Annotated in this window: 18 protein-coding genes; 5 read left to right on the top strand and 13 right to left on the bottom strand. The window is 70.5% G+C overall.

Annotation, left to right across the window (positions count from 1 at the left end; all coding sequences use genetic code 11):
• Window positions 1-11 precede the first annotated feature (11 nt).
• On the bottom strand, window positions 12-155 hold the full coding sequence (locus tag ALA01S_RS33920) for a hypothetical protein (protein WP_169805871.1): 144 nt from the start codon (window positions 153-155) through the stop codon (window positions 12-14).
• Between the two features lie 19 nt (window positions 156-174).
• Window positions 175-609, bottom strand: coding sequence for an organic hydroperoxide resistance protein (locus ALA01S_RS07515; protein ID WP_066334349.1), 435 nt, complete (start codon window positions 607-609; stop codon window positions 175-177).
• 144 nt (window positions 610-753) lie between these two features.
• On the opposite strand from ALA01S_RS07515, the gene ALA01S_RS07510 reads away from it, so the two are divergent.
• The 4 genes from ALA01S_RS07510 (at window position 754) to bcsS (ending at window position 8076) form a co-directional block, all read left to right on the top strand.
• Window positions 754-2592, top strand: a complete 1839-nt coding sequence (locus ALA01S_RS07510) for a RecQ family ATP-dependent DNA helicase (protein WP_066334223.1) — start codon at window positions 754-756, stop codon at window positions 2590-2592.
• A gap of 95 nt (window positions 2593-2687) precedes the next feature.
• Window positions 2688-4982 carry a UDP-forming cellulose synthase catalytic subunit gene (gene bcsA, locus ALA01S_RS07505; protein WP_084267310.1) on the top strand — a complete coding sequence of 765 codons (2295 nt, stop codon included), beginning with the start codon at window positions 2688-2690 and terminating at the stop codon, window positions 4980-4982.
• Window positions 4972-7302 carry a cellulose biosynthesis cyclic di-GMP-binding regulatory protein BcsB gene (locus ALA01S_RS07500; RefSeq protein ID WP_169805870.1) on the top strand — a complete coding sequence of 777 codons (2331 nt, stop codon included), beginning with the start codon at window positions 4972-4974 and terminating at the stop codon, window positions 7300-7302. Before bcsA ends, ALA01S_RS07500 begins: the two co-directional genes overlap by 11 nt.
• 27 nt (window positions 7303-7329) lie before the next feature.
• Window positions 7330-8076, top strand: a complete 747-nt coding sequence (gene bcsS, locus ALA01S_RS07495; protein WP_084267308.1) for a cellulose biosynthesis protein BcsS — start codon at window positions 7330-7332, stop codon at window positions 8074-8076.
• Window positions 8077-8122: 46 nt separating this feature from the next.
• Here the strand turns inward: bcsS and bcsZ are convergent, their stop codons facing one another.
• The 11 genes from bcsZ to queF all read right to left on the bottom strand — a co-directional run bounded on the left by bcsZ (window position 8123) and on the right by queF (window position 19119).
• Window positions 8123-9304, bottom strand: a complete 1182-nt coding sequence (gene bcsZ, locus ALA01S_RS07490; protein WP_169805869.1) for a cellulose synthase complex periplasmic endoglucanase BcsZ — start codon at window positions 9302-9304, stop codon at window positions 8123-8125.
• An 84-nt stretch (window positions 9305-9388) separates the two neighbouring features.
• Entirely contained in the window at window positions 9389-10123 is a 735-nt protein-coding gene (gene aqpZ, locus ALA01S_RS07485; protein ID WP_066334195.1) for an aquaporin Z, read from the bottom strand.
• Between the two features lie 275 nt (window positions 10124-10398).
• Complete coding sequence (locus ALA01S_RS07480; RefSeq protein WP_066334192.1) at window positions 10399-10914, bottom strand: RNA polymerase sigma factor; 516 nt, start codon at window positions 10912-10914, stop codon at window positions 10399-10401.
• A 2-nt stretch (window positions 10915-10916) separates the two neighbouring features.
• Entirely contained in the window at window positions 10917-11123 is a 207-nt protein-coding gene (locus ALA01S_RS07475; protein ID WP_066334185.1) for a YgaP-like transmembrane domain, read from the bottom strand.
• Window positions 11124-11336: 213 nt separating this feature from the next.
• Window positions 11337-13292, bottom strand: coding sequence for an ABC-F family ATP-binding cassette domain-containing protein (locus ALA01S_RS07470; RefSeq protein ID WP_066334183.1), 1956 nt, complete (start codon window positions 13290-13292; stop codon window positions 11337-11339).
• Entirely contained in the window at window positions 13289-14200 is a 912-nt protein-coding gene (gene prmB, locus ALA01S_RS07465; RefSeq protein WP_066334181.1) for a 50S ribosomal protein L3 N(5)-glutamine methyltransferase, read from the bottom strand. Before prmB ends, ALA01S_RS07470 begins: the two co-directional genes overlap by 4 nt.
• A gap of 279 nt (window positions 14201-14479) precedes the next feature.
• Window positions 14480-15649: a succinyl-diaminopimelate desuccinylase gene (gene dapE, locus ALA01S_RS07460; RefSeq protein ID WP_066334179.1), complete on the bottom strand. Its 1170-nt coding sequence runs from the start codon at window positions 15647-15649 to the stop codon at window positions 14480-14482.
• A gap of 312 nt (window positions 15650-15961) precedes the next feature.
• Window positions 15962-16786, bottom strand: coding sequence for a 2,3,4,5-tetrahydropyridine-2,6-dicarboxylate N-succinyltransferase (gene dapD, locus ALA01S_RS07455; protein ID WP_066334176.1), 825 nt, complete (start codon window positions 16784-16786; stop codon window positions 15962-15964).
• An 18-nt stretch (window positions 16787-16804) separates the two neighbouring features.
• The gene (gene dapC, locus ALA01S_RS07450; protein WP_066334347.1) at window positions 16805-18028 is read right to left on the bottom strand and encodes a succinyldiaminopimelate transaminase; all 1224 of its coding nucleotides are present in this window, start codon (window positions 18026-18028) and stop codon (window positions 16805-16807) included.
• Between the two features lie 186 nt (window positions 18029-18214).
• Window positions 18215-18691 carry an SET domain-containing protein gene (locus ALA01S_RS07445; protein ID WP_066334171.1) on the bottom strand — a complete coding sequence of 159 codons (477 nt, stop codon included), beginning with the start codon at window positions 18689-18691 and terminating at the stop codon, window positions 18215-18217.
• On the bottom strand, window positions 18691-19119 hold the full coding sequence (gene queF / locus ALA01S_RS07440; RefSeq protein WP_066334346.1) for a preQ(1) synthase: 429 nt from the start codon (window positions 19117-19119) through the stop codon (window positions 18691-18693). Before queF ends, ALA01S_RS07445 begins: the two co-directional genes overlap by 1 nt.
• A 308-nt stretch (window positions 19120-19427) precedes the next feature.
• Here queF and smc point away from each other — a divergent pair, with 308 nt between their 5' ends.
• Window positions 19428-22943, top strand: a complete 3516-nt coding sequence (smc, locus tag ALA01S_RS07435) for a chromosome segregation protein SMC (RefSeq protein WP_066334168.1) — start codon at window positions 19428-19430, stop codon at window positions 22941-22943.
• The last annotated feature ends 20 nt before the right edge of the window (window positions 22944-22963 follow it).

The raw sequence follows: 22963 nt of genomic DNA, 5'->3' as shown, positions 1-22963 counted from the left end.
TCGTTATTGCATCACCGCATCCAGGCCTTTTTCGGCCGGGCGGCGTGCAACTTGAAGCAGGACGGCGTTTTTGAGGCTTTTTCGATGCTTTTGCGCGACGGCAGGCCGGGCTTTCCATGAAAAACGCCGGCGCGATGGCCGGCGTTGTCCGTCACGAAGGCAAGCGCCGCGGCGTCAGACCACCGTGAGCTTCACGTCCACGTTGTTGCGCGTGGCGTTGGAGTAGGGGCAGACCTCGTGGGCCTCGGCCACGAGCTTCTCGGCCGCGGCGCGGTCCATGCCGGGGACGGAGATCTGCATGTCCACCTGGATGCCGAAGGCGCCGGGCTTGTTGGCGTGCGGGCCGATGGCCACTTGCGAGGTGATGGACACCTCGGCGGGCAGTTGCAGCTTCTGCCGTCCGGCCACGGCCTTCATGGCGCCGATGAAGCAGGCGGAGTAGCCGGCCGCAAAGAGCTGCTCGGGGTTGGTGCCCTGGCCGCCGTCGCCGCCGAGCTCCTTGGGGGTGGAGAGGTTCACGGTCAGGCGGCCGTCGTCGGACTTCGCGCTGCCGGTGCGGCCACCCGTGGCAGTGGCCGTTGCGGTGTAGAGGGCTTTCTCGATTGCCATGGTCATCCTCGTTTGTCGTTGAAGGGGGCAGCGAGTGTAGGAAGCGCGGCGCCCGGGTCTCCCGGGCAAATTCCCTGCCGCGACCAAGGGAATGCGGCTTGCCGTCCGAGCGCTCATTGCCACCTTCCTTTTCCCGGCACATCCATGACCGCCAACAACCTTCCAGCGGCCTTGCGCCGCTCCCTGCGCCGCACTTTCGGACTGCGCGAGCTGCGTGAAGGCCAGCAGGCCGTGATCGAGCGCGTGCTTGCCGGCCAGGACACGCTGGCCGTGATGCCCACGGGCGCGGGCAAGTCGCTGTGCTACCAGTTGCCGGCGCTGCACCTGGACGGGCGCACCGTGGTCGTCTCGCCGCTGATCGCGCTGATGCACGACCAGGCCAGCAAGCTTGAGGAGGCCGGCGTGGAGGCCGCGCAGCTCAACAGCGCGCGGCCCGCGGCCGAGCAGAAGGACTCCATGGCGCGCATCGCGCAGGCGCGCAGCGACATCGTGTTCACCACGCCGGAGCGGCTGGCCGACACGGCCTTCCTGGAGACGCTGCGCCAGGCCGGCGTGGCGCTGCTGGTGGTGGACGAGGCGCACTGCATCTCGCAGTGGGGGCACGACTTCCGCCCGGCCTTCCTGGGCATAGGCGCGGCGCTGCGCACCCTGGGCGACCCGCCCGTGCTGGCGCTCACGGCCACGGCCACCGAGCAGGTGATTGCCGACATGCGCCGCCACCTTGGGCGGCCCAAGCTGGAGATCGTGGACACGGGCGTGTACCGCCCCAACCTGCGGCTGCAGGTGGCCGTGTGCGACAGCGAGAAGCACAAGTTCGAGACGCTGCAGCGCGCCTTGGGCAAGACCGACGGCCCCGGCATCGTCTACACCGCCACCGTGAAGACCTGCGAGGAGCTTTATCAGCGCCTGGGGGCCGCGGGCGAGAGCGTCACGCGCTACCACGGCAAGCTGCGCGCGGCCGAGCGGCAGGCGAACCAGGAGCGCTTCATGGGCGGGCAGGCGCGGGTGATGATCGCCACCAACGCCTTCGGCATGGGCATAGACAAGGCGGACCTGCGCTTCGTCCTGCACTACCAGCTCCCGGGCAGCCTGCTGGCCTACTACCAGGAGGCCGGCCGCGCCGGGCGCGACGGCGAGGCGGCCGACTGCGCGCTGCTCTACCACCGGCCCGACCGGCAGGTGCAGCAGTTTTTCCTGGCGCGCAGCCGCCCCGACGCGGACGAGCTGCGCTCGGTGGTGCAGGCGCTGGGCGAGGCGCCGCTGCCGGTGGCGGCGCTGCTCAAACGCCTGCCGGGCTTCACGCGCCACCGGCTCATGCACGCGCTCACGCTGCTGCGCGACGCGGGCATGGTGCGCGCCAACCGCACGCGGGCGTGGTCGCTGCTGCGCGGGGTGGAGCACCTGGACATCACGCCGCTGGTGGCCGATTACGCGGCCCGCGCCGAGCACGAGCACGAGGCGCTGGAGCGCATGGTGTTCTACGCGCAGACGGGCCGCTGCCGCTGGCGTGCGCTGCTGGAGTACTTCGAGCAGGAGCCGCCCTTCGAGGGCGAGCACTGCGGCCACTGCGACAACTGCCTGAATTTCGCCAGCGCCCAGGAGGCGGCGCGGCAGCAGGACGCCGCGGCGGCCAGCGCCAGGGCCGTTGCCCCGGCGGCGGCCAACGAGACCATTGCCGCCTCGGCGCTGCAGGAGCAGCCGCGGCCGCAGGCGGTGCAGCCCGGGCCGGAGGTGGTGGTGGGTGAGCCGCAGCCTGCCTCGGTGCCCATGGGGGGGCTGCGCAAGCCGGGCCGCCCGCCCTCGCTGTCGGCGCCCGCGGCCTTCCAGGTGGGCGAGGCGGTGCGCGTGCCGCGCTACGGCAGCGGGCGGGTGGCCTCGTCCAGCGCCGGCGAGGTGGCCATCAAGTTCCCGGACGGGCGCACGCGCAGTTTCGTGACGCAATACGTGCAGCGGGACGCGGCACCCAGCGCGGCAGCGGGTTGATCTCGGCAAGGCAGGACAAAATCCCCCGGACAGCCGGGGTGCCTCACCCCAGCGCCGCGCGGCGGCATGCGCCGTGCGCTGCCCGGGTGGGTTGCATGAAACGAGAAGATCCGCTGAACGATTTGCCGACGCTGCCTCTTCGCGCCACGCCTGGCCTGCACGTGCAGGACCTGGCCTGGCTGTTGCCGGCGTCCGTCCTGTTCCTGCTGGCGCTGGTGCCCACGACGTTGCAGGCGCAACTGTTGTTGTCAGGCGCGCTGCTGGCGGCGCTGGTGCCCTGCCATTACTTCGGCCGCCATGCGCACACGCTGCGCGCGCAGTCGCTGTGGCGGCTGACGGTGATTGCCGTGTGCACGCTGCTGTCGCTGCGCTACATGCACTGGCGGGCCACGGAGTCCATGCCGCTGCAGTTCGGCATGGCCGCCATGGTGGGCGGGCTGCTGCTGTTCCTGGCCGAGGCCTACGGCTTCGTGAACATGGTGCTGGGCTTCATGATCAACAGCGCCCCGTTCCACCGCCGCAGCGTGCCGCTGCCGGCCGACGAGCGCGCGCTGCCCACGGTGGACGTGTTCATTCCCACCTACAACGAGGACGCGGCCGTGCTGCGGCCCACCGTCATCGCCGCCACGCAGTTGAACTACCCCGCGCACAAGCTGCGCGTGTACGTGCTGGACGACGGCGGCACGGCGCAAAAGCTCGCCGACCCCGATGCGCTGCGCGCCGACGCCGCGCGGCGCCGCGCCGAATCGCTCAAGGCGCTGGCCGAGCGCTACGGCGCCACCTACCTCACGCGCGAGCGCAACCTGCACGCCAAGGCCGGCAACCTCAACGCGGCGCTGGCGCACGCGCGGGGCGAGCTGCTGCTCATCCTGGACTGCGACCACATCCCCACGGCCGACTTCCTGCGGCGCACGGTGGGCTTCTTCCTGGCCGATCCCAAGCTGTTCGTGCTGCAGACGCCGCACAACTTCGTGAGCCCCGACCCGCTGGAGCGCAACCTGGACACGCACCACGAGTCGCCGGCGGAGAACGAGCTGTTCTACGACGTGATGCAGCCGGGGCTGGACTTCTGGGGCACGTCCTTCTTCTGCGGCTCGGCCGCGGTGCTGCGCCGTTGCGTGATCGACGAGTTGGGCGGCATCTCCGGCCGCACCATCACCGAGGACGCCGAGACCACGCTGGACGCGCTCTCGCTGGGCTACAAGGCCGCCTACTACAACCGGCCCATGGTGTCGGGGCTGCAGCCCGAGACTTTCGCGGGCTTCATCGTCCAGCGCGTGCGCTGGGGGCAGGGCATGTGGCAGATCTTCATGCTCAAGAACCCGTGGAAGCAGCCCAAGCTGCGGCTGGTGCAGCGCATCCTGTACACCAACTTCGCCTTCTACTGGGGCTTTGCCGGCGCGCGATTGATCATGCTGCTGGCGCCGCCGGCCTACCTGCTGCTGGGCATCAACCTGTGCGACACCACGGCGGACCAGTTGCTGGCCTATGCGGGGCCGGCGCTGCTGGGCTCCCTCGCCAGCACGCAGTTCATCTACGGGCGGGTGCGCTGGCCCTTCGTGTCGCAGCTCTACGAGATCGTGCAGTCGGTGCACGTGGTGCGGGGGCTGTGGGAAGTCATGCGCAGGCCCACGGCGCCGTCGTTCAAGGTCACGCCCAAGGGCGAGACGCTGGACGCGGATTTCGTCTCCTCGCTGGCGCGACCTTTCTACGTGCTGCTGGCGCTGACCGCGGCGGCCGTGCTCGCGGGCCTGTACCGCTGGCAGCACGAGCCGTGGAACCAGGGCGCCATCGCCTTCGTCCTGTTCTGGGGGGCGCTGGACTTGCTGCTGCTGCTGGGCGTGCTGGGCATCACCTTCGAGCGCCGGCAGTTGCGCAACGAGCCGCGCGCGCCGCACGAGGAGGGCGTGGTGCTGCACAGCGGGCGGCGCACCTGGACGGGCGCGACGGTGGACGCTTCGTCCACCGGCTTGGGCGTGCAGTTGTCGCCGCGGCCTGAGGGCTTTGGCGGCCTGGCGCCGGGGCTGCGCGTGGACGTGGAGCTGCCGGGGCGCCAGCGCCGGCTGCACGCGACCGTGCTGGGCGTGAGGCCGCGGCGCGACGGCAGCGTGGGCGTGGGCCTGCGCTACGCCTTCGACAGCGTGCTGCAGGAGCGGCTGGCGGTGGACCTGGCCTTCGGCTCCAGCGAGGTGCTGGTGGCCAACAACCGCCGCCGCCATGCCGGGCGCAGCGTGTTGCGCAGCCTGGCGGCGCTGTTCAGGCACGCGCTCACCGACGGGCTGGACCACCTGCTGCACCTGCGCGAGCTGTGGGTGCAGCGCCAGCGGGCCCGGGCGGCGCAGCGGCGGGACAAGCGGAGAACGATGGATGAGCACAGCCATGAGGCTTGAGATGAACGAATTGCGGCGCTGGTGGCGGGCCGCGCGGGCGGCGGGTGCGGCCGTGGGCCTGGCGGCGGGCCTGTGTGCGCTGCCCGCCGTGGCGCAGCCGGTGGCGCCGGGCGAAGCGCCGGTGGCGGCGCCCGTGCCTTCGCCCAGCCCCGTGGCCGCCGGTGCCGTGGCCACCACGTGGTCGCTGCCGCTGTCGCGCTTCACGGGCGACACGGCGCCGCTGCGCGTGCAGGGCGTGCAGGGGGAGCTGCGGCTGTCGCTGCCCATGCCGGCGCTGCTGTCGCCCAGCGAGGTGGTGCTGGAACTGGTGGGCACGGCGTCGCAGGCGCTCATCAACAGCTCGCAAGTGGCGGTGGAGCTCAACGGCCGCGTGGTGGCGCAGCAGCGCCTGGCCGGCCAGAGCGCGCTGCGCCTGTCCGTCGCGCTGCCGGTGAGCCTGCTGCACGAGGGCTACAACGAGGTGCGGCTGGCCTTTGCGCAGCACTACCACGAGCGCTGCGAGTACCCCATGGCGCCGGAGCTGTGGACGCAGATCGACCCGGTGGCCTCGCGCTTCGTGGTGCGCGCCGCGCCGCGCGCGGTGCCGCTGCGGCTGGACCGGCTCGACGAGCTGTTCGACAAGCGCAGTTGGGACGAGGCGCCGCTGGTGCCCGTGTTCACCGCCGCGGCGCCGGACGCCGGGGTGCTGTCCGCGCTGAGCTTGGTGGCGCAGGGCATAGGCCAGCGCTACGACTACCTGCCCGTGCGCGTGGGCAGCGCGCGGCTGCCGGCGCGGCTGGAGGCCGTGGCCGAGGCCCTGCCGCCGGGGGCGCGCGGCGGCGTGGCGGTGGGCACGCTGGCGCAGATGGCGCCCATGCTGGCCGGCGTGCCCTTGCCCGCCGGCGGCGCGCCGGTGGCGGTGCTGCGGCGGCTGCCGGGGGACGAGGGGCGCTTCCTGCTCGTTTTGGCCGCGCAGGACGCGGCGGGGCTGGAGCAGATCGCCCGCGCCTTTGCCATGCCGCGCATGCCCTGGCCGGACAAGCCGTGGGCCACGGTGAGCCAGTTGCGCATGCCGCCGCTGGGCTCGGTGACGGGGGCGGCGGCTTCGCTGCGGCCGGCCACGCAGGCCTTTCCGCTGAGCGCCCAGGGCTTCAGGACCGTCACGCTGGCGGGCATGGGCGGCAGCGGCGGCGCGTCGGTGCGCTTCTGGAACCCGGCGTGGCAGGGGCGGGTGCAGGTGCGCGTGCATGCGGCCTACGCGGCGGGCATGGCGCCGCAGTCGGCGCTCAACGTGGTGGCCAATGGGACGATGCACGGCTCCATCCCGCTGGACAACCCGGCCGGCGGCGTCTACGACAACTACGCCGTGACCGTGCCCGCGGGTGCCCTGCGCCCGGGCTGGAACACGCTGACGCTGCAGCCCAACCTGGTGCCGCGCAACAACGGCGGCGAGTGCCAGGCCTTCTTCCCCGGCAACCTGGCGGTGACGGTGTACGAGGACACGACGCTGCAGACCTTTGGCGGCAGCCCGCTGCAGCGGCCGGACCTGGGGCTGCTGGCCTACAGCGGCCGGCCCATGCCGGACGTGCCCGTGGGCGTGGGCATGGCGGTGCAGCTCACCGACGCGCAGGACGCCACGGTGGGCGCGGGGCTGACGCTGCTGTCCAAGCTGGCGCAGGTGTTCCGCGGCCCGCTGCTGCGCACGCAGCTCACGGTGGGCGCGGCCCAGGGCGTGACCAACCACGTGTGGGTGGGCCCCGTGGGCGGCTTGCCCGACGCCGTGCGGCGCGCTGCGGGGCTGGACGCGCAGGGCGGGCTGGACGTGCCCGTGCCGCTGATCCAGACCAGCGACGTGCCCGTGCGCGAGGGCCAGGTGCTGCTGGCGCTGCGCGACCAGGTGGACGCCTTCGGCGCCGCGCCGGGCACGCTCTCGGCCCAAGCGGCGGTGGCGCCGGCGCTGCAGGGGCGCAGTGCGGCGGTGACCACGCTCGACAAGGGCGAGCCGGTGACGGTGTTCACCGCGCTGGACGCCGCGGCGCTGGAGGCCGGCATGCGCCAGCTCGTGGGCCATGGCGCGTGGAGCCAGCTCAAGGGCAGCGTGGCGCTGTGGCGCGCGGGCGAGGAGCCGCTGCAGACCGTGACGCCGGACGACGCGCCCTTCACCGCCTACTCGCTGCGCGGCGGCCTGGGCCTGTGGATTTCGCAGTACCCGTGGTGGGCGCTGTCCTTCCTGCTGGTGCTGCTGGGCTCGGTGGTGTGGCTGCTGCGCACGTCGCTGGCACGCTACCGCCGCCGCCACCTGCCCGCGCAGCCCGCGCGTCGGCATGACGACAAGGCTTGACCCTCCCCCAAACACCAAGACGAGACGATGAGCGAACGAGTGAATTCCAACCTCAACCGCCTGGGCCGCGGCCTGGCCGTGATGGGCCTGCTGGCGGCCTTGCATGGGGGCGCGCGGGCGCAGGCACAGGAGGCGGCGCCGCTGTTCATTGGCGGGGTGCAGGCCTCGTCCTTGGGCGGCTATGCGTATGCGGGCCTGATCAAGCCGTTTGCGGGTGCGCGCTTGGGCGAGGGCTGGTTCCAGCGCTCGGTGGCCAGCATGCTGACCTACCGCTACGACACGACGCTGCAGGGCAGCACGCGCAGCGTGCACGCGCGCGCGCCGGGGCTGGAATACGCGATTGGCCGGGCGTGGAGCGGCGAGCGCTCGTCGCTGGAGCTGTCGGCGGGCATTGGGCTGCGCTACACGCGGCTGAGCCCGGTGGACCCGGACAGCAGCGTGCGCGGCACGCATTGGGCGTTCACGCCGCAGCTCATCGCGCGGCAGGCGTTCACGCAGTCGGTGGATGCCGACGTGCTGGCGTCCTACAGCGCCGGGCCCAACAGCCGCTACGTGCGTGCGCGGCTGGGTGCGCGGCCGGCGGCGCTGGGCTGGCGTGTGGGCGTGGAATCCACGCTGTCCTCCGGCGAAAGCTACCGCCAGGTGGGCGTTGGGCTGTTCGGGGCGCGCTCGCTGGCGTCGGGGCTGTCGCTGGAGCTGAGCGCGGGGCGGCTGCGCGCGCGGGACGGGAACGAGGAGCCGTACATCGCGCTGGGGGTGGCGAAGTCGATGTGAGGGGCGGGCCGCCTACAAGTACGCCAAGCGTGGCCCGTTCGGTCGCCTAACGTGCCCAGGCCACCGTCAAGCGCCCGGCGCGGTCGAACGCAAACCGCCCCTCGACGAACCCCGTGCCGAACAGCGCCAGCGCCTGGTCGTAGTAGGTGGGCGGCTGGCCGACGAGGCCGGCGGTGCAGCCGGCGGGCCAGCGCAGGCCGTCGGCGCTCAGGGAGCGCAGCCGCTCCAACTGCCCCGTCAGCAGCCAGGGCCGCTGGCCGGACTGCAGCCAGGGCAGCAGCGCCGCCGAAAAGCCGGCCGGGGCCGCGCCTTGCGGGGCGCCGGTGTCGGTGCGCACCTGCTGCGGCAGCTCCTTGCCGGACTGCAGCAGCGCGGCCATGCCGCGGGTGAGGTGCATGAGGCGGGCTTTCAACGGGTCGTCCGCGTGCAGCAGGCCGGCCCAAAGGCAGCTGCGGATGGCGTCCCAGCTCCCCAGGGGTGGCGAGGACGCGTCCACGTGCCAGCCCAGCTTGTCGGCGTAGAGCGTCCAGTCCGGGACGAAGCCGCGCGGCGCGATGGCGGCCAGCAGCTTAGGGGTGCCGGCGGCGATGGCGTCCCAGGGGCCGGAGGCGTCTTCCCGCGCCAGGCCGCGCAACTGGTGCACGGCGAGGTAGCTCGGATTCAGGCGCAGCACGCCGCCGTCCAGCCTGAAGCCCAGCGGGCCGGGCAGGACGGTCGGCCCCAGGCCCGGCACTTCCACCACTTCCTGCGCGCGTATGCGCGCCAGCAGCCGCGTGGCCAGCGTGCGATGGCGCGGCTCGCGCCACAGCCGCGCGGCCTCGAACAGCGTGTGGGCGAGCCAGAGGTCGGCGTCGGCGGCGGCGTTGGCGTCCAGCAGCGTCCACTGGCCGTCGTCGTGGCGGCCCCAGCGCCAGCCGGGCAGCCGGTCGCCCAGCGCGCCCTGGGCGAGGTGGCGGTCCGTCCATTGCAGCAGGGTGTCGAAGCGCTCGCGGTCGTTGGCGACCAGGGCGAAGAAGAGGCTGTAGGCCTGGCCCTCGGAGGTGGTGTAGCGGGTCTGGTGCTGGTCGTCGATGACGCGGCCGTCGTCCTGGACGAACTTCTGCACGTAGGCCGACCACAGCGGCCAGCCGGGGCAGGCCTCGCGGGCGGCCAGTGGGGTGCAGGCGGGGGCCAGCGCCGCCGCGAGGACGAGGCGGCGCCGGCGGAAGCGGGGAGGTGATGCAGGCACGGTGGGCGCGCGGCGGCGTGGGGGGCTCGCCATCATGCCGGGGCACCCTTGCTGCCGCCGTGCAGGCGGATCGCTGTGCCGGGTTCAGGCGTGCGCGGCGGCCTTGGGTTGCACGCCGGCGGTTTCACGCTCGGCCGGGTCGGTGCCCATGAAGCGGTAGAGCAGGGCGCCGAGCACGCCGCCGGCCAGCGGGCCTATCCAGAACAGCCAGAGCTGCTCCAGCGCCCAACCGCCGACGAAGAGGCTCACGCCCGTGCTGCGCGCCGGGTTCACCGAAGTGTTGGTGACCGGGATGCTGATGAGGTGGATCAGCGTCAGGCAGAAGCCGATGGCGATGGGCGCGAAGCCGGCCGGTGCGCGCTTGTCGGTGGCGCCCATGATGACGATGAGGAACATCATGGTGAGCACCACCTCGGTGACGGCGGCCGTCATGAGCGAGTAGCCGCCGGGCGAATGCGCCGCATAGCCGTTGGAGGCCAGCCCGCCGGAGAGGCTGAACCCCTCCTTGCCGCTGGCGATGAAGTACAGCACCGCGCCGGCGAATATCGCGCCCAGCACCTGGGCGACGACGTAGGGCGGCACCTCCCTGGCCGGGAAGCGACCGCCGGCCCACAGGCCCACGGACACGGCCGGGTTGAGGTGGCAGCCCGAGATGTGGCCTATGGCGTAGGCCATGGTGAGCACGGTGAGGCCGAAGGCGAGCGAGACGCCCACGAGGCCAATGCCCAAGTGCGGAAAGGCCGCCGCGATCACCGCGCTGCCGCAGCCGCCCAAGACCAGCCAGAACGTCCCAACGAACTCCGCGAGGTACTTGTTCATCCGGTTTCTCCGGTGCAGGGGAGGGCCACGCGTGGGCGTGGGGCTGCGCAGGCAGCCGACAGAGAAATTAATTATTGAATGGCCTGTTGTCAGGTAAATATTACTCGTTATTGCCGAGTTTTCGGTTTGATAAATATATGTCGAATATGCGAGTGCGGTTTGTTGATGTCCGGACTCAAAAACTATTCGGAAATTTAAAAGTCGGTGGGCACTTATGGGCCTGGCCGTCCGGCCAGCGCTGGTTGCTGAGGCTGGACGACAGGTTTCAAGCCGGCTCAGGCCGCGGTGGCGAGGTATTCGCGCACCAGGGTCCGCGCCCTGTGCAGCCGGCTCTTGATGCAGGCGATGGACTCGCCGGTGCGCTGGGCGATGTCCTGCAGCGAGAGCTCCTCGAAGTCGCGCAGCAGCACGATTTCGAGGTGGTGGGCGGGCAGGGATTCCAGCGCGCGGGCAAGGTCCAGGCGCAGGCCGTCCTCGGCGCGGGTGGCGAGTTGGGCGAGCAGTTGCTCGTCGGACGGCTCCTCCCGCCAAACCCTGCGGGCCAGGCGCAGGCACTCGCGCCGCACCATGGTCATGAGCCAGCCCGAGAGCGCGGCGGCGGCGCGCAGTTGGGGCAGGCGCTGGGTGATGCGGATCAGCGACTCCTGCACCGCGTCGTCCACGTCGGCGGCGAGGCAGAAGCGGCGGGCGTAGCGGCGCAGGTCGGGCTGTGTCCTGCGCAGCAGCCCTTCGAGGGCGAGCGCGTCGCCCTGCATGGCCTGGCTGACCAGGGTGTCGCTGAAGGCCGACATGCTCAGCGCCGGCCGCGACTGAAATCCACGAGGGCGCACATGGGGCACCAGCCGAGCAGGCCGGTGAGGGCCAGGACGAGCAGCACGGCGCCCACGGGCAGCAGCAGCGTTTTGCCCAGCACGCCGGCCAGCAGCAGCACGACGCCGGCAAGGGCCAGCAGCACGCGGGCCAGGCGGTGGGGAGTGGACATGTTTTTCAGGTAGAGCATGGAGGGCCTCTTGTGGCGAAGCCGGGAGTGGCTTCGGGGGACAAGAGGAGGCCGGGGCGGAAAAGGATTCGCACAAGGCAAAGATTTTTCTTGCTGCCTCTACGACTTCCTTGTGCCGTTCCTGCAGCGAACGGCAACCCCAACTCAAGCTCTACCTGCTGATTTGTGGAAACCCGTGGATTTTCCAAATGGGGTATGAAATCCGGATAACCCTCACCCCGCCAACTGCTCCAACTGCTCCCCCAATTCCAGCCACCGCATTTCCAATTCCTCGATCTCGTCTTCCAGCGCCTTCAATTGCCGCCCCGCGTCGGCGCGCTGCTGAGGGGACAAATCGGCGGCGCCCAGGGCAGCGAGGGCGTTGTCGCGTTCGGTGGTGGCGGTGGACAGGCGGGTTTCGACCTTCTTCAGCTCGTTCTTGAGCGGCTTGGCCATCTCGTTGAGCTTCTGCCGCTGCGCGGCCGCCGCCTTGCGCTCTTCCTTGCGGTTGACCGGGGCGCCGTCCGGCGAAGCCGCCGCAATGGCCGCCGCTTCGGCCGACGCGGCGTCCTTCAGCGCGCGGGCGGCTTCCTTGGCCTGGTCCAGCAGCCAGCGCTGGTAGTCGTCCAGGTCGCCGTCGAAGGGTTCGACGCCGCCGCGGCTCACCAGCCAGAACTCATCGCACACCTCGCGCAGCAGGGCGCGGTCGTGGCTGACCAGCATCACCGTGCCCTCGAACTCGTTGAGCGCCATGGACAGCGCTTCGCGCGTCGTCAGGTCCAGGTGGTTCGTCGGTTCGTCCAGCAGCAGCAGGTTGGGCTTCTGCCAGACCAGGCTGGCCAGCACCAGGCGCGCCTTTTCGCCGCCAGAGAGCGTGCCTATGGGCTGCGCCGCCATCTCGCCGCCGAAGCGGAACTGGCCGAGAAAATCGCGCAGCTCCTGCTCGCGTGCCTGCGGGCTCACGACCTTGGCCAGGCGGATCATGTGGGACAGCGGCGTGTCCTCGCCGTGCAATAAATCCATTTCCTGCTGCGCGAAGTAGCCGATGGACAGGCCCTTGCCCTCGGTCATGGTGCCGGCGATGGGCGAGAGTTCGCGCGCCACCGTCTTCACCAGAGTGGACTTGCCTTGTCCGTTGGCGCCCAGGATGCCGATGCGCTGCCCCGCCAGCACCGTGCGGTTGACGTTGCGCACGATGGTCACCGAGCCGCCGTCCTCCTGCGGATAGCCGCACTCCATGGCGCGCAGGCTGAGCATGGGGTTGGGCAGGCTCACCGGCTCGCGGAACTGGAAGGAGAAATCGCTGGCCGTGAGCACGGGCGCCAGCTTTTCCATGCGGTCCAAGGCCTTCACACGGCTCTGGGCCTGTTTCGCCTTGGTGGCCTTGGCTTTGAAGCGATCAATAAAACGCTGGAGCTGGGCGATCTTGTCCTGCTGGCGCTCGTAGGCCGAGGCCTGCTGGCTCAAGCGCTCGGCGCGCATGCCCTCAAACGCCGAGTAGTTGCCGCCGTAGCGGTCGAGCTTGGCGTCCTCCAGGTGCAGCGTCACGCCGGTGATGGCGTCCAGGAATTCGCGGTCGTGCGAGATCACCAGCAGCGTGCCCTTGAAGCGCTGCAGCCAGCCTTCCAGCCAGACCAGGGCGTCCAGGTCCAGGTGGTTCGTGGGTTCGTCCAGCAGCAGCAGGTCGGCCGGGCACATCAGTGCGCGGGCGAGCTGCAGGCGCATGCGCCAGCCGCCGGAGAAGCTGTTCACCGGGGCGTCGAGCTGCTGGAGCTTGAAGCCCAGGCCCAGCAGCAGCGCCTGCGCGCGGGCGCGCGCGTCGAAGGCGCCGGCCTCCTCCAGCTTGACGTGCGCCTCGGCGATGGCGTGGCCGTCGTTGCCGGACTCGGCGGCGGCCAGGGCGTCGCGCGCCTCCACCAGCGGGATGTCGCCGTCCAGCACGAAATCGGTGGCGGGCTGCTCCGTCTCCGGCATGGCCTGCGCGACTTCGCCCAGGCGCCAGGTCGGCGGCATCTCGAAATCGCCCGCGTCGGCGTGCAGCCGGCCGGCCATGAGCGAAAACAGGCTGGATTTGCCCGCGCCGTTGCGGCCCACCAGGCCGGCCTTCTCGCCGGGGTTGAGGACGACGTTGGCGCCTTCCAGCACCACCTTGGCCCCGCGGCGCAGGGTGACGTTGCGCAGCGTGATCACTGGCCGGCCTCCTTGGGTTCCTGGGCTTCCTTGGGCGGCTGTACCAGCTCGGTGAGCATTTCGCGCGTGAGCAGCAGCACTTGGTCGTCGCCGGCGCTGGTGGGCAGCCAGGCCGGGCCCAGGTGCGGGAAGGCGTCCTCGAAGTATTGGCGCTCGTTGCCGATCTCCAGCACCAGCACGCCGTGCGGCGTGAGGTGGGCGGGCACGTCGCGCAGCAGGCGGCGCACGAAATCCATGCCGTCCGTGCCGCCGGCCAGGGCCAGCGCCGGCTCGGCGCGGTATTCCGGCGGCAGGGCCGCCATGCTCTCGGAGTTTACGTAAGGCGGATTGCAGAGAATCAGGTCGTAGGCGCCGTCGGCCGCCTGCAGGCCGTCGCCCAGGCGCAGCCGGATGCGTTCGGCCAGCTCATGCCGCTGCACGTTGATGCGGGCGACTTCCAGCGCCTCGGGGCTCAGGTCGGCGGCGTCCACCTCGACTTCCGGCCAGGCGAGGGCGCTGAGCACGGCCAGGCTGCCGTTGCCGGTGCACAGGTCCAGCACGCGGCGGGTGTCGGCGCTCAGCCAGGCGTCCAGCGTGCCGTCGGCCAGGGGCTCGGCGATGAGCGAGCGCGGCACGATCACGCGCTCGTCCACGTAGAAGGGCACGCCCTGCAGCCAGGCTTCCCGGGTCAGGTAGGCGGCGGGCTTGCGGGTGGCTATGCGCTCGTCCACCAGGGCGTTGACGGCGGCGGTCTCGTCGCCGCTGAGCTCGCGCTCGGCCACGCCGTCCAGGTCGTCCAGGGGCAGGCCCAGCTTCCACAGCGTCAGCCACACGGCCTCGTCGAAGGCGTTGGTGGTGCCGTGGCCGAAGCTCAGGCCGGCGTCTTCCATGCGCTGGGCGTTGTGCTCCAGGAGGGTGATGAGTTTCATGGGGTCAATCAGTGATATCGGTCCGAGAAGGCTCGGCAGGTGCCAGCCGGAGACTGGCACGCAGCACCCCCCTGATCCGTCATTCCCGCGAAGGCGGGAATCCAGGCGGTCCCCAAGCGGGCCGAAGGCGCATGGGCCGGCACGACGAGGCCGACATGGTGGCGGTCCTGCCGCTTCTCTGCGCTCTGGCGTGGGGCCGCCTGGATTCCCGCCTGCGCGGGAATGACGAAGTGGGGTGCGTGACGCCCTTGCTGGCGAGGGGACGTCGGCGTCATGGCCTCAAGCCGCGTCCGGCGCCGTCGCCGTCGCCAGCAGCCGCTCCAGCGTCCGCCGATAAACGTTCTTGAGCACCTCGATGCTCGCCGTCTCGACGTGCTCGTCGATCTTGTGGATGGTGGCGTTCAGCGGGCCGAACTCCACCACCTGCGGGCAGATCTTGGAGATGAAGCGGCCGTCCGAGGTGCCGCCGGTCGTGGACAGCTCGGTCTTCAAGCCCGTTTCGTCCGCGATGGCGCCGGCCAGCGCCGTGCACAGCGAGCCTTCGCGCGTGAGGAAGGGGTTGCCGCTCAGGGCCCAGCTCAGCTCGTACTGCAGGCCGTGGCGCTCCAGCACCTGCACCACGCGGCGCTTGAGGCCCTCGGCCGTGCTCTCGGTGCTGAAACGGAAGTTGAAGTCCACGACGGCCTCGCCCGGGATCACGTTGCCCGCGCCCGTGCCGGCGTGCAGGTTGGAGATCTGGAAGCTCGTGGGCGGGAAGTGCTCGTTGCCTGGGTCCCACTGCATGGCGACCAGCTCGGCCATCGCAGGCGCCAGCTCGTGCAGCGGGTTGCGCGCGAGCTGCGGGTAGGCGATGTGGCCCTGCACGCCCAGCACGCGCAACCTGCCCGAGAGCGAGCCGCGGCGGCCGTTCTTGATCATGTCGCCCAGCTTGTTGACCGAGGTAGGCTCGCCCACGATGCAGGCATCCAGCCGCTCGCCGCGCTGCTGCAGCAGCTCTACGAGGCGGATCGTCCCGTCGGTGCCCGGGCCCTCCTCGTCGCTGGTGATCATGAAGGCGATGGAGCCGGCGTGCTCCGGCTGCGCGGCGACGAACTCCTCCACCGCGACCACCATGGCGGCGATGGAGGTCTTCATGTCCGCCGTGCCGCGGCCGTAGAGCTTCCCTGCCCGGTGCGAGGGGACGAAGGGGTCGGAGGTCCACTGCGCCAGCGGGCCCGGCGGCACCACGTCGGTGTGGCCGGCGAAGGCGAAGGCGCAGCCCGGCTGCGTGCCGCGGCGAATGGCCCACAGGTTGGCGACGCGGAAATCGTCCGGGCCGTGCTGCAGCAGCTCGCATTCGAAGCCCAGGGCCTGCAGCCGTTGGGCGATCAGGGCCTGACAGCCGGCGTCCTCCGGCGTGACGGAGCGGCGCGCGACGAGCGCCTCGGCGAGTTCAAGGGTGGTGGTCATGGCGACACCGGGAAAGGGAAAGAGTGATGCAGTCATGCCCGTCCTCGGCGCCGTGTGTCGTCAGGGCGTAGCCGGGGAACGAAGCGGGCCTCCCGTCAGTGCGGGCGCTTCGTCCTTTGCTTCGTCATGCCCGCGAAAGCGGGCATCCACGATCGCCGGGGTGTTGCCTTCGAACCGCATTGCGCAAGGTCGCCGTTTCCAGGCCACCGGGTCGGTGCGCGTGGATGCCCGCTTTCGCGGGCATGACGAGTTGTTTTTTCGAGAAGCAAGCCAAGGACCGCGGCAGCGCAGGCGCCGCGGTCCGCGCCCTCATCAGGCGCGCAGCAGCTCGTTGATGCTGGTCTTGGCGCGGGTTTGCGCGTCCACCTTCTTCACGATCACGGCGCAGTACAGGCTGTACTTGCCGTCGGCGCTGGGCAGGTTGCCGCTGACCACCACGGAGCCCGCGGGGATGCGGCCATACGTCACTTCGCCGGTGGCGCGGTCGTAGATCTTGGTGCTCTGGCCGATGTAGACGCCCATGCTGATCACGGAGTTCTCTTCCACGATCACGCCTTCCACCACCTCGGAGCGCGCGCCGATGAAGCAGTTGTCTTCGATGATGGTGGGGTTGGCCTGCAGCGGCTCCAGCACGCCGCCGATGCCGACGCCGCCCGACAGATGCACGTTCTTGCCGATCTGCGCGCAGGAGCCGACGGTGGCCCAGGTGTCGACCATGGTGCCTTCGTCCACGTAGGCGCCGATGTTCACGTAGGAGGGCATCAGCACGGCGCCGCGGCCGATGAAGCTGCCGCGGCGGGCGACGGCCGGGGGCACCACGCGCACGCCGCTGGCGCGCATTTCCTCTTCGGGGGCGGTGGCGAACTTGGTGTCCACCTTGTCGTAGAAGCCCAGGTCGCCGGCGCGAATGATCTGGTTGTCCTTGAGGCGGAAGCTCAGCAGCACCGCCTTCTTGATCCACTGGTGCACCGTCCACTGGCCCACGCCCTCGCGGGTGGCCACGCGCAGGCGGCCGGCGTTGAGGTCGGCGATCACCGTCTCCACGGCCTCGCGCACCTCGGCGGGGGCGTTGGCGGGCGACAGGGTGGCGCGGTCTTCCCACGCGGCGTCGATGACGGATTGCAGTTGCTGGCTCATGGCAGTCCTTGGAGGGATTTAGTTGATTGAAGCGGCGCTGGTGAGAGTGCGGCTGTAGTCGCGCGTGAACGCGACGATGCGCTGGGCGGCTTCGAGGCATTCCTCGACACCCGCCACCAGGGCCATGCGTATGCGTCCGCGCCCCGGGTTGATGCCGTGCGCATCGCGGGCGAGCAGGCTGCCCGGCAGCACGGCGACATTGTATTGAGCGAGCAGCGCCAGGCTGAAGGCGATGTCGTCCCCGCCCGGCACGGCGGCCCACAGGTAGAAGCTCGCGTCCGGCAGCTTCACGTCCAGCACCTCGGCCAGCAGCGGCGTGACCAGCTCGAATTTCTTGCGGTAGAGCGCGCGGTTCTCGATGACGTGCTCCTCGTCGCCCCAGGCCGCGATGCTGGCGGCCTGCACCACGCCGCTCATGGCGCTGCCGTGGTAGGTGCGGTAGAGCAGGAAGTCTTTCAATATGCCTGCGTCACCCGCCACGAAGCCCGAGCGCATGCCGGGCACGTTGGAGCGCTTGGACAGGCTGGTCAAGACGATGAGGCGCCTGAAGTCGTCGCGGCCCAGGAGCTTGGCGGCCTGCAGCGCGCCCAGCGGCGGCTCGTCGCGGAAGTAGATCTCCGAGTAGCACTCGTCGCTGGCGATGACGAAGCCGTGGCGGTCGCTGAGCTCGAAGAGCATCTTCCACTCTTCCAGCGGCGCGACGGCACCGGTGGGGTTGCCGGGCGAGCAGACGTAGAGCAGTTGCGTGCGCGACCAGGTGGCCTCGTCGATGGCGGACCAGTCCGGCGCGAAGTTGCGCGCCGGGTCGCTGTTGGCGAACACCACGTCGGCTCCGGCCAGCAGCGCGGCGCCTTCGTAGATTTGATAGAAGGGGTTGGGGCAGACCACCGTGGCGCCGGGCTTGTTGGGGTCGATGACGGTCTGCGCCAGCGCGAACAGCGCCTCGCGCGAGCCGTTGACCGGCAGTACCTGCGTGGCGGCGTTCAGCGCCACGCCGTAGCGGCGCTGCATCCAGGCGGCGCAGGCCTCGCGCAGCGCGGGGCTGCCGGCGGTGGGCGGGTAGCCCGACAGTTCGTGCAGGTTGCCCATGAGCGCCTTTTCCACCAGCGCCGGCGTCGCGTGCTTGGGCTCGCCAATGCCCAGGCTGATGGGCCTCAAATCCTTGTTCGGGACGATGTCCTTGGTGAGCGCGCGTAGCCGTTCGAAGGGATAGGGATTGAGGCGTTGGAGCAGCGGGTTCATGGTGGTGCGGGTGGTGGCGCCTGCGCGGCGCAAAGTGGCATTCGACCTTCTGATCGAAGCTGAAATTTTCCCCCGTCATGCCGGCGAAGGCCGGCATCCACGTTGGCCGGGATGCTGCCCGGTGTTCGTGGATCCCGGCCTTCGCCGGGATGACGAGGCAATTTCAGTCGCTACGGCGTATGGGCATCAGAGCTTGCCCACGCAATTGGCCGCGCCGCACTGGCAGCGCAGCTTGCCCTCGTGGTGGGTCTCGCCGTAGGAGACGGTGATCTCTTCGCCCGGCGCGATCGCGCGCACGGCGTAGAACTCCACGCGCCCCTGGCGTATGCACAGCCGCGCGTTGGGCGAGCAGGAGTGATTGGTGAAGCGCATGGGGTCGGTGGAGCGGTGGAAGTCGATGGCCTTCTTCTCCGACACCTCCACGATCATCACGCGCTCGTAGCGGGTGGCGCGTATGCGCGCGGCCTCGACGCTGATGGACTCGCCCCGTATCTCGCCGATCTTCACGCGCGGCGGGATGGGCTCCTTGGCGAAGACGCCGTGGCCGTCGATGCGGCTGCGCTGCACCAGCACGTCGAACTTCTGCCAGGGCGGCCGCACGACCACGGGCGGCGCGGCCTCGGCGGCCGGCGCGGCGGCGGCGTTGTCGTGCGGCCGGGCCATCACAGCAGGCCGCGTTCTTCGGCGTGGCTGGGCAGGTCCACGCGGGGCTGGGGCTTCCAGCCGCGCTTGCGGTGCTCCACGACCACGTTGGTGTAGATGCCGCCGCGCACGTACCACTTGGCCGTGATGCGGATGAAGCGCGGCTGCGAGGCCTTGACGATGTCTTCGAGGATGGTGTTGGTCACCTTCTCGTGGAAGGCGCCTTCGTCGCGGTAGCTCCAGAAGTACATCTTCAGGCTCTTGAGCTCCACGCACAGCTCGTCCGCGATCATGTCGATGGTGAAGTGCGCGAAGTCCGGCTGGCCGGTGAGCGGGCAGTGGCAGGTGAACTCCGGCACCTGGAACTGGATCACGTAGTCGCGCTGCGGTGCCGGATTCGGGAAGACGTGCAGCTCCTTGCTCGGCGCGCTGGGCGGGTTGGGCGGCATCTGGCGCTGGCGGCTGGCCGGCAGCGACTCGGCCACGGACGTCTTCTTGCGGGAGGTGGCGGCGGTCTTGGCGGCGCCGGCTGCGCTCTTGCGCGCGGGGGCGGCCTTCTTGGCGGCGGGCGCCGCGGTCTTGCTGGGCATGGGGGAGGGGTAATTCGAAAGGATTCGTAGCCGCCCGGGCGGCGAGGGGCGCGATGGTATCATCCGGCCCGCTTTCGCCTGGCGCGCCGGCGCTAATTTCCCTTAGGAATCAACTACTTGGCCTGCGGCTGGCGTGAATCGCCAGCCAGCGCGGGCCGCGGTGCTGCATGCGGCTCAACCAGATCAAGCTCTCCGGTTTCAAATCCTTCGCCGAACCGACCACTTTCCAGTTGCCGGGCCAGCTCGTCGGCGTGGTGGGCCCCAACGGCTGCGGCAAGTCCAACATCATGGACGCGGTGCGCTGGGTGCTGGGCGAGTCCAAGGCCAGCGAGCTGCGTGGCGAGTCCATGCAGGACGTCATCTTCAACGGCTCCGGCAACCGCAAGCCTGCCAGCCGTGCCAGCGTCGAGCTGGTGTTCGACAACGCCACCGGGCGGGCCGGCGGCCCCTGGAGCCGCTACGGCGAGATTGCCGTCAAGCGCGTGCTCACCCGCGACGGCACCAGCAGCTACTACATCAACAACCAGCCCGTGCGCCGGCGCGACGTGCAGGACGTGTTCCTGGGCACCGGCCTGGGGCCGCGCGCCTACGCCATCATCGGCCAGGGCACCATCAGCCGCATCATCGAGAGCAAGCCGGAGGAATTGCGCCTCTTCCTCGAAGAGGCCGCCGGCGTCTCCAAGTACAAGGAGCGCCGCCGCGAGACCGAGCTGCGGCTGCGCGACACGCGCGAGAACCTGCTGCGCGTCGAAGACATCCTGCGCGAGCTGGCCGCCAACCTGAGCAAGCTGGAGAAGCAGGCCGAGGTCGCCTCCCGCTACAAGACGCTGCAGGAGCAGGGCACGCTCAAGCTGCACCAGCTCTGGTTCCTGAAGCACCGCGACGCCAGCGTCGAGGAGGAGCGCGTCAAGGCCGCCATCGCCGAGGCGCAAGGTGTGCTGGCACAGCGCATGGAAGAGCTGGCGCAGGTCGAAGCCGAGCTGGAAGAGGTCAAGGGCGCGCACTTCGCCGCCAGCGACGCGCTGCACGTGGAGCAGGGCAAGCTGTCGGACGCCGCGCTGGAAGTGAGCCGGCTGGAGGAGCGCATCCGCTACGTGGCCGAGGGCCGCGACCGCGCCCAAGCGCGCCTCAACGAGCTGCGCGCGCAGGACGCCCAATGGGCCGCGCGCCGCGAGCAGGCCGCCGAGGAGCTGGAGACCATCGCCGAGAAGATGGCCGCCGCCGAGGAGCAGGCCGAGGTGCTGGCCGCGCAGTCCGAGGAACAGGCCGAGCGCCTGCCCGACGTCGAGGACGCGCAGCGGCAAGCCGCCGCCAAGGTGGCCGCGCAGCGCCAGCGCGTGGTGCAGGTGCAGCAGCAGCTGCAGGTGCTGGCCGCCGACGGTCGCCACGTGCAGGACCAGCAACGCCAGCTCAACAGCCGCCGCGACCGCCTGCACGGCGAGCACAAGGCGCTGGAAGTGCCGGACGCCGACCTGCTGGCCGGGCTGCAGCAGCAAAGCGAGGACGCCGCCGCCGCCCAGGCCCAGGCCGAGGAGCAACTGCACGTGCTGAGCGAGGAGGTGCCGCAGCTCGACACCGCCCGCCGCGAGGCGCAGGAAGCCGTCAACGCCGCCAACGCCCGCCAGGCGCAGGTGGCGGCCCGGCTGCAGGCGCTGCGCGCGCTGCAGGAAAAGGTGCAGACGGAAGGAAAGCTCAAGCCTTGGCTGGCCAAGCACGGCCTGGAAGGGCTGCAGGGCCTGTGGAAGCAGCTCCACATCGAGCCCGGCTGGGAAACGGCGCTGGAATCCGCCCTGCGCGAGCGCCTGTCGGCGCTGCCCGTGGGCCGGCTGGACACGGTGCGTGCCTTCGAGCGCGACGCCCCGCCGGCCAAGCTGGCCTTCTATCACGCGCCTGACGGCGAGACGCCCAGCACGCACCGCACGCTGCCGCGCTTGGCGGACCTGCTGCGCCTCACCGACAAGGGGCTGCAGGCGCTCTTGGGCGACTGGCTGGAAGGCATCTACACCGCCGGCAACCTGGAAGAGGCGCTCAGGAACCGCGAGTCCCTCACGCACGGCGAGTGGATCGTCACCCGCGAGGGCCACGCCGTCTCGCAGTTCGCGGTGAGCTTTTATGCGCCGGACAGCGAGCAGGCCGGGCTGCTGCAGCGCGCGCAGGAGATCGAGCAACTGCAGGCGACGCAGGCCGAGACCGCGCGCGCCGTGGAGGACGCCCAGCAGGTCCAGCGCCGCGCCGAGAGTGCCTATGGCGAAGCCGCGGCCCAGCTCGGCACCTTGCGCCGCGCCGCGGCGGAGGCGCAGACGCAGGCCCACAAGCTGCACGTGGAGTGGTTCAAGCTGCACCAGCAGGCCCAGGCCGCCGCCGGCCGCAAGGCGCAACTGCAGGATGAGGTGCAGGAGCTGGATGCCCAGCTCGAAGCCCTGGCCGCCCGCCAGGCCGAGGACGAAGCCAAGTTCGAGGAGCTGGACCTTCAACTGGCCCAGCTCCAGGAAGACGAAGCCGCCGCGCAGGAAGCCGCCATCGCCGCCGAAAACCGCGTCGCCCAGGCCCGCGAGCAGTTGCGCGCGCTGGAGCGCCGCGCGCAGGAGGCGCAGTTCGAAACCCGCAGCCTGGCCGCCCGCCGCGGCGAGCTGCAGCGCGCGCTGGAGACGGCCGCGCGCCAATTGCAGGACAACGCCCAAACCGCCGCGCAGGTGGCCGCCGACCTGGCCGCGCTGGACGACGCCGCCGCGCAGGAAGGCCTGACGCAGGCGCTGGCGCTGCGGCGCGAGCGCGAGGCGGCCCTGGCCGCGCAGCGCCGCGGCTACGACGAGTTAAGTTTGCGCCTGCGCCAGACCGACGAGCGCCGCCTCCTGGTCGAGCGCGGCCTGCAGCCGCTGCGCGACCAGATCACGCGGCTGCAACTGGAGCTGCAGGCGGCCACCTTGGGCGGCGCGCAATACCTGGAGCAGCTCACCAACGCGCACGCGGATCTGGACGCCATCCAACGCTCCATAGAGGCCGGGCAGGTCAAGCTCTGGGGCCTGCAAGGGGAGATCGACCGCATACAGCGCGAGATCACCAGCCTGGGCGCGGTGAATCTGGCCGCGCTGGAAGAGCTGGGCGAGGCGCGGGAGCGCAAGGGCTTCCTCGACAAGCAGAACGCCGACCTGCTGGACGCCATCAACACGCTGGAAGACGCCATCCGCAAGATCGACCTGGAGACGCGCGAGCTGCTGTCCACCACTTTCGACCGGGTCAACGAGGGCTTTGGGCGCATGTTCCCCAGCCTGTTCGGCGGTGGGCAGGCGCGGCTGGTGATGACGGGTTCCGAGATACTGGATGCCGGCGTGCAGGTCATGGCGCAGCCGCCGGGCAAGAAGAACAGCACCATCCACCTGCTTTCCGGCGGGGAGAAGGCGCTCACCGCGATTGCGCTGGTGTTTGCCATCTTCCTGCTCAACCCGGCGCCGTTTTGCCTGCTCGACGAGGTGGACGCGCCGCTGGACGATGCCAACACCGAGCGCTACGCGCGGCTGGTGACGCAGATGAGCCAGGCCACGCAGTTCCTGTTCATCAGCCACAACAAGATCGCCATGGAGATGGCGCAGCAGCTCGTGGGCGTGACCATGCAGGAGCAAGGCGTGTCGCGCATCGTTGCCGTAGACATGGAAGCGGCGCTCGGCATGGCCGAATCCGCTTGATCCGCCTGACACAAGAACTC

Source organism: Azohydromonas lata NBRC 102462, from assembly GCF_001571085.1.
In the GTDB taxonomy this organism is placed as follows: Bacteria; Pseudomonadota; Gammaproteobacteria; order Burkholderiales; family Burkholderiaceae_C; genus Azohydromonas; species Azohydromonas lata.
Note: the sequence above shows the minus strand (reverse complement) of the source record. Positions and strands in the feature narration are given on the sequence as shown.

Bases quoted from the DNA above. Each gene is read 5' to 3' on its own strand.
- ALA01S_RS07515 (WP_066334349.1), bottom strand. From the start codon at position 609: ATGGCAATCGAGAAAGCCCTCTACACCGCAACGGCCACTGCCACGGGT.
- ALA01S_RS07510 (WP_066334223.1), top strand. From the start codon at position 754: ATGACCGCCAACAACCTTCCAGCGGCCTTGCGCCGCTCCCTGCGCCGC.
- bcsA (WP_084267310.1), top strand. From the start codon at position 2,688: ATGAAACGAGAAGATCCGCTGAACGATTTGCCGACGCTGCCTCTTCGC.
- ALA01S_RS07500 (WP_169805870.1), top strand. From the start codon at position 4,972: ATGAGGCTTGAGATGAACGAATTGCGGCGCTGGTGGCGGGCCGCGCGG.
- bcsS (WP_084267308.1), top strand. From the start codon at position 7,330: ATGAGCGAACGAGTGAATTCCAACCTCAACCGCCTGGGCCGCGGCCTG.
- aqpZ (WP_066334195.1), bottom strand. From the start codon at position 10,123: ATGAACAAGTACCTCGCGGAGTTCGTTGGGACGTTCTGGCTGGTCTTG.
- ALA01S_RS07480 (WP_066334192.1), bottom strand. From the start codon at position 10,914: ATGTCGGCCTTCAGCGACACCCTGGTCAGCCAGGCCATGCAGGGCGAC.
- ALA01S_RS07475 (WP_066334185.1), bottom strand. From the start codon at position 11,123: ATGCTCTACCTGAAAAACATGTCCACTCCCCACCGCCTGGCCCGCGTG.
- prmB (WP_066334181.1), bottom strand. From the start codon at position 14,200: ATGAAACTCATCACCCTCCTGGAGCACAACGCCCAGCGCATGGAAGAC.
- dapE (WP_066334179.1), bottom strand. From the start codon at position 15,649: ATGACCACCACCCTTGAACTCGCCGAGGCGCTCGTCGCGCGCCGCTCC.
- dapD (WP_066334176.1), bottom strand. From the start codon at position 16,786: ATGAGCCAGCAACTGCAATCCGTCATCGACGCCGCGTGGGAAGACCGC.
- dapC (WP_066334347.1), bottom strand. From the start codon at position 18,028: ATGAACCCGCTGCTCCAACGCCTCAATCCCTATCCCTTCGAACGGCTA.
- ALA01S_RS07445 (WP_066334171.1), bottom strand. From the start codon at position 18,691: ATGGCCCGGCCGCACGACAACGCCGCCGCCGCGCCGGCCGCCGAGGCC.
- queF (WP_066334346.1), bottom strand. From the start codon at position 19,119: ATGCCGCCCAACCCGCCCAGCGCGCCGAGCAAGGAGCTGCACGTCTTC.
- smc (WP_066334168.1), top strand. From the start codon at position 19,428: ATGCGGCTCAACCAGATCAAGCTCTCCGGTTTCAAATCCTTCGCCGAA.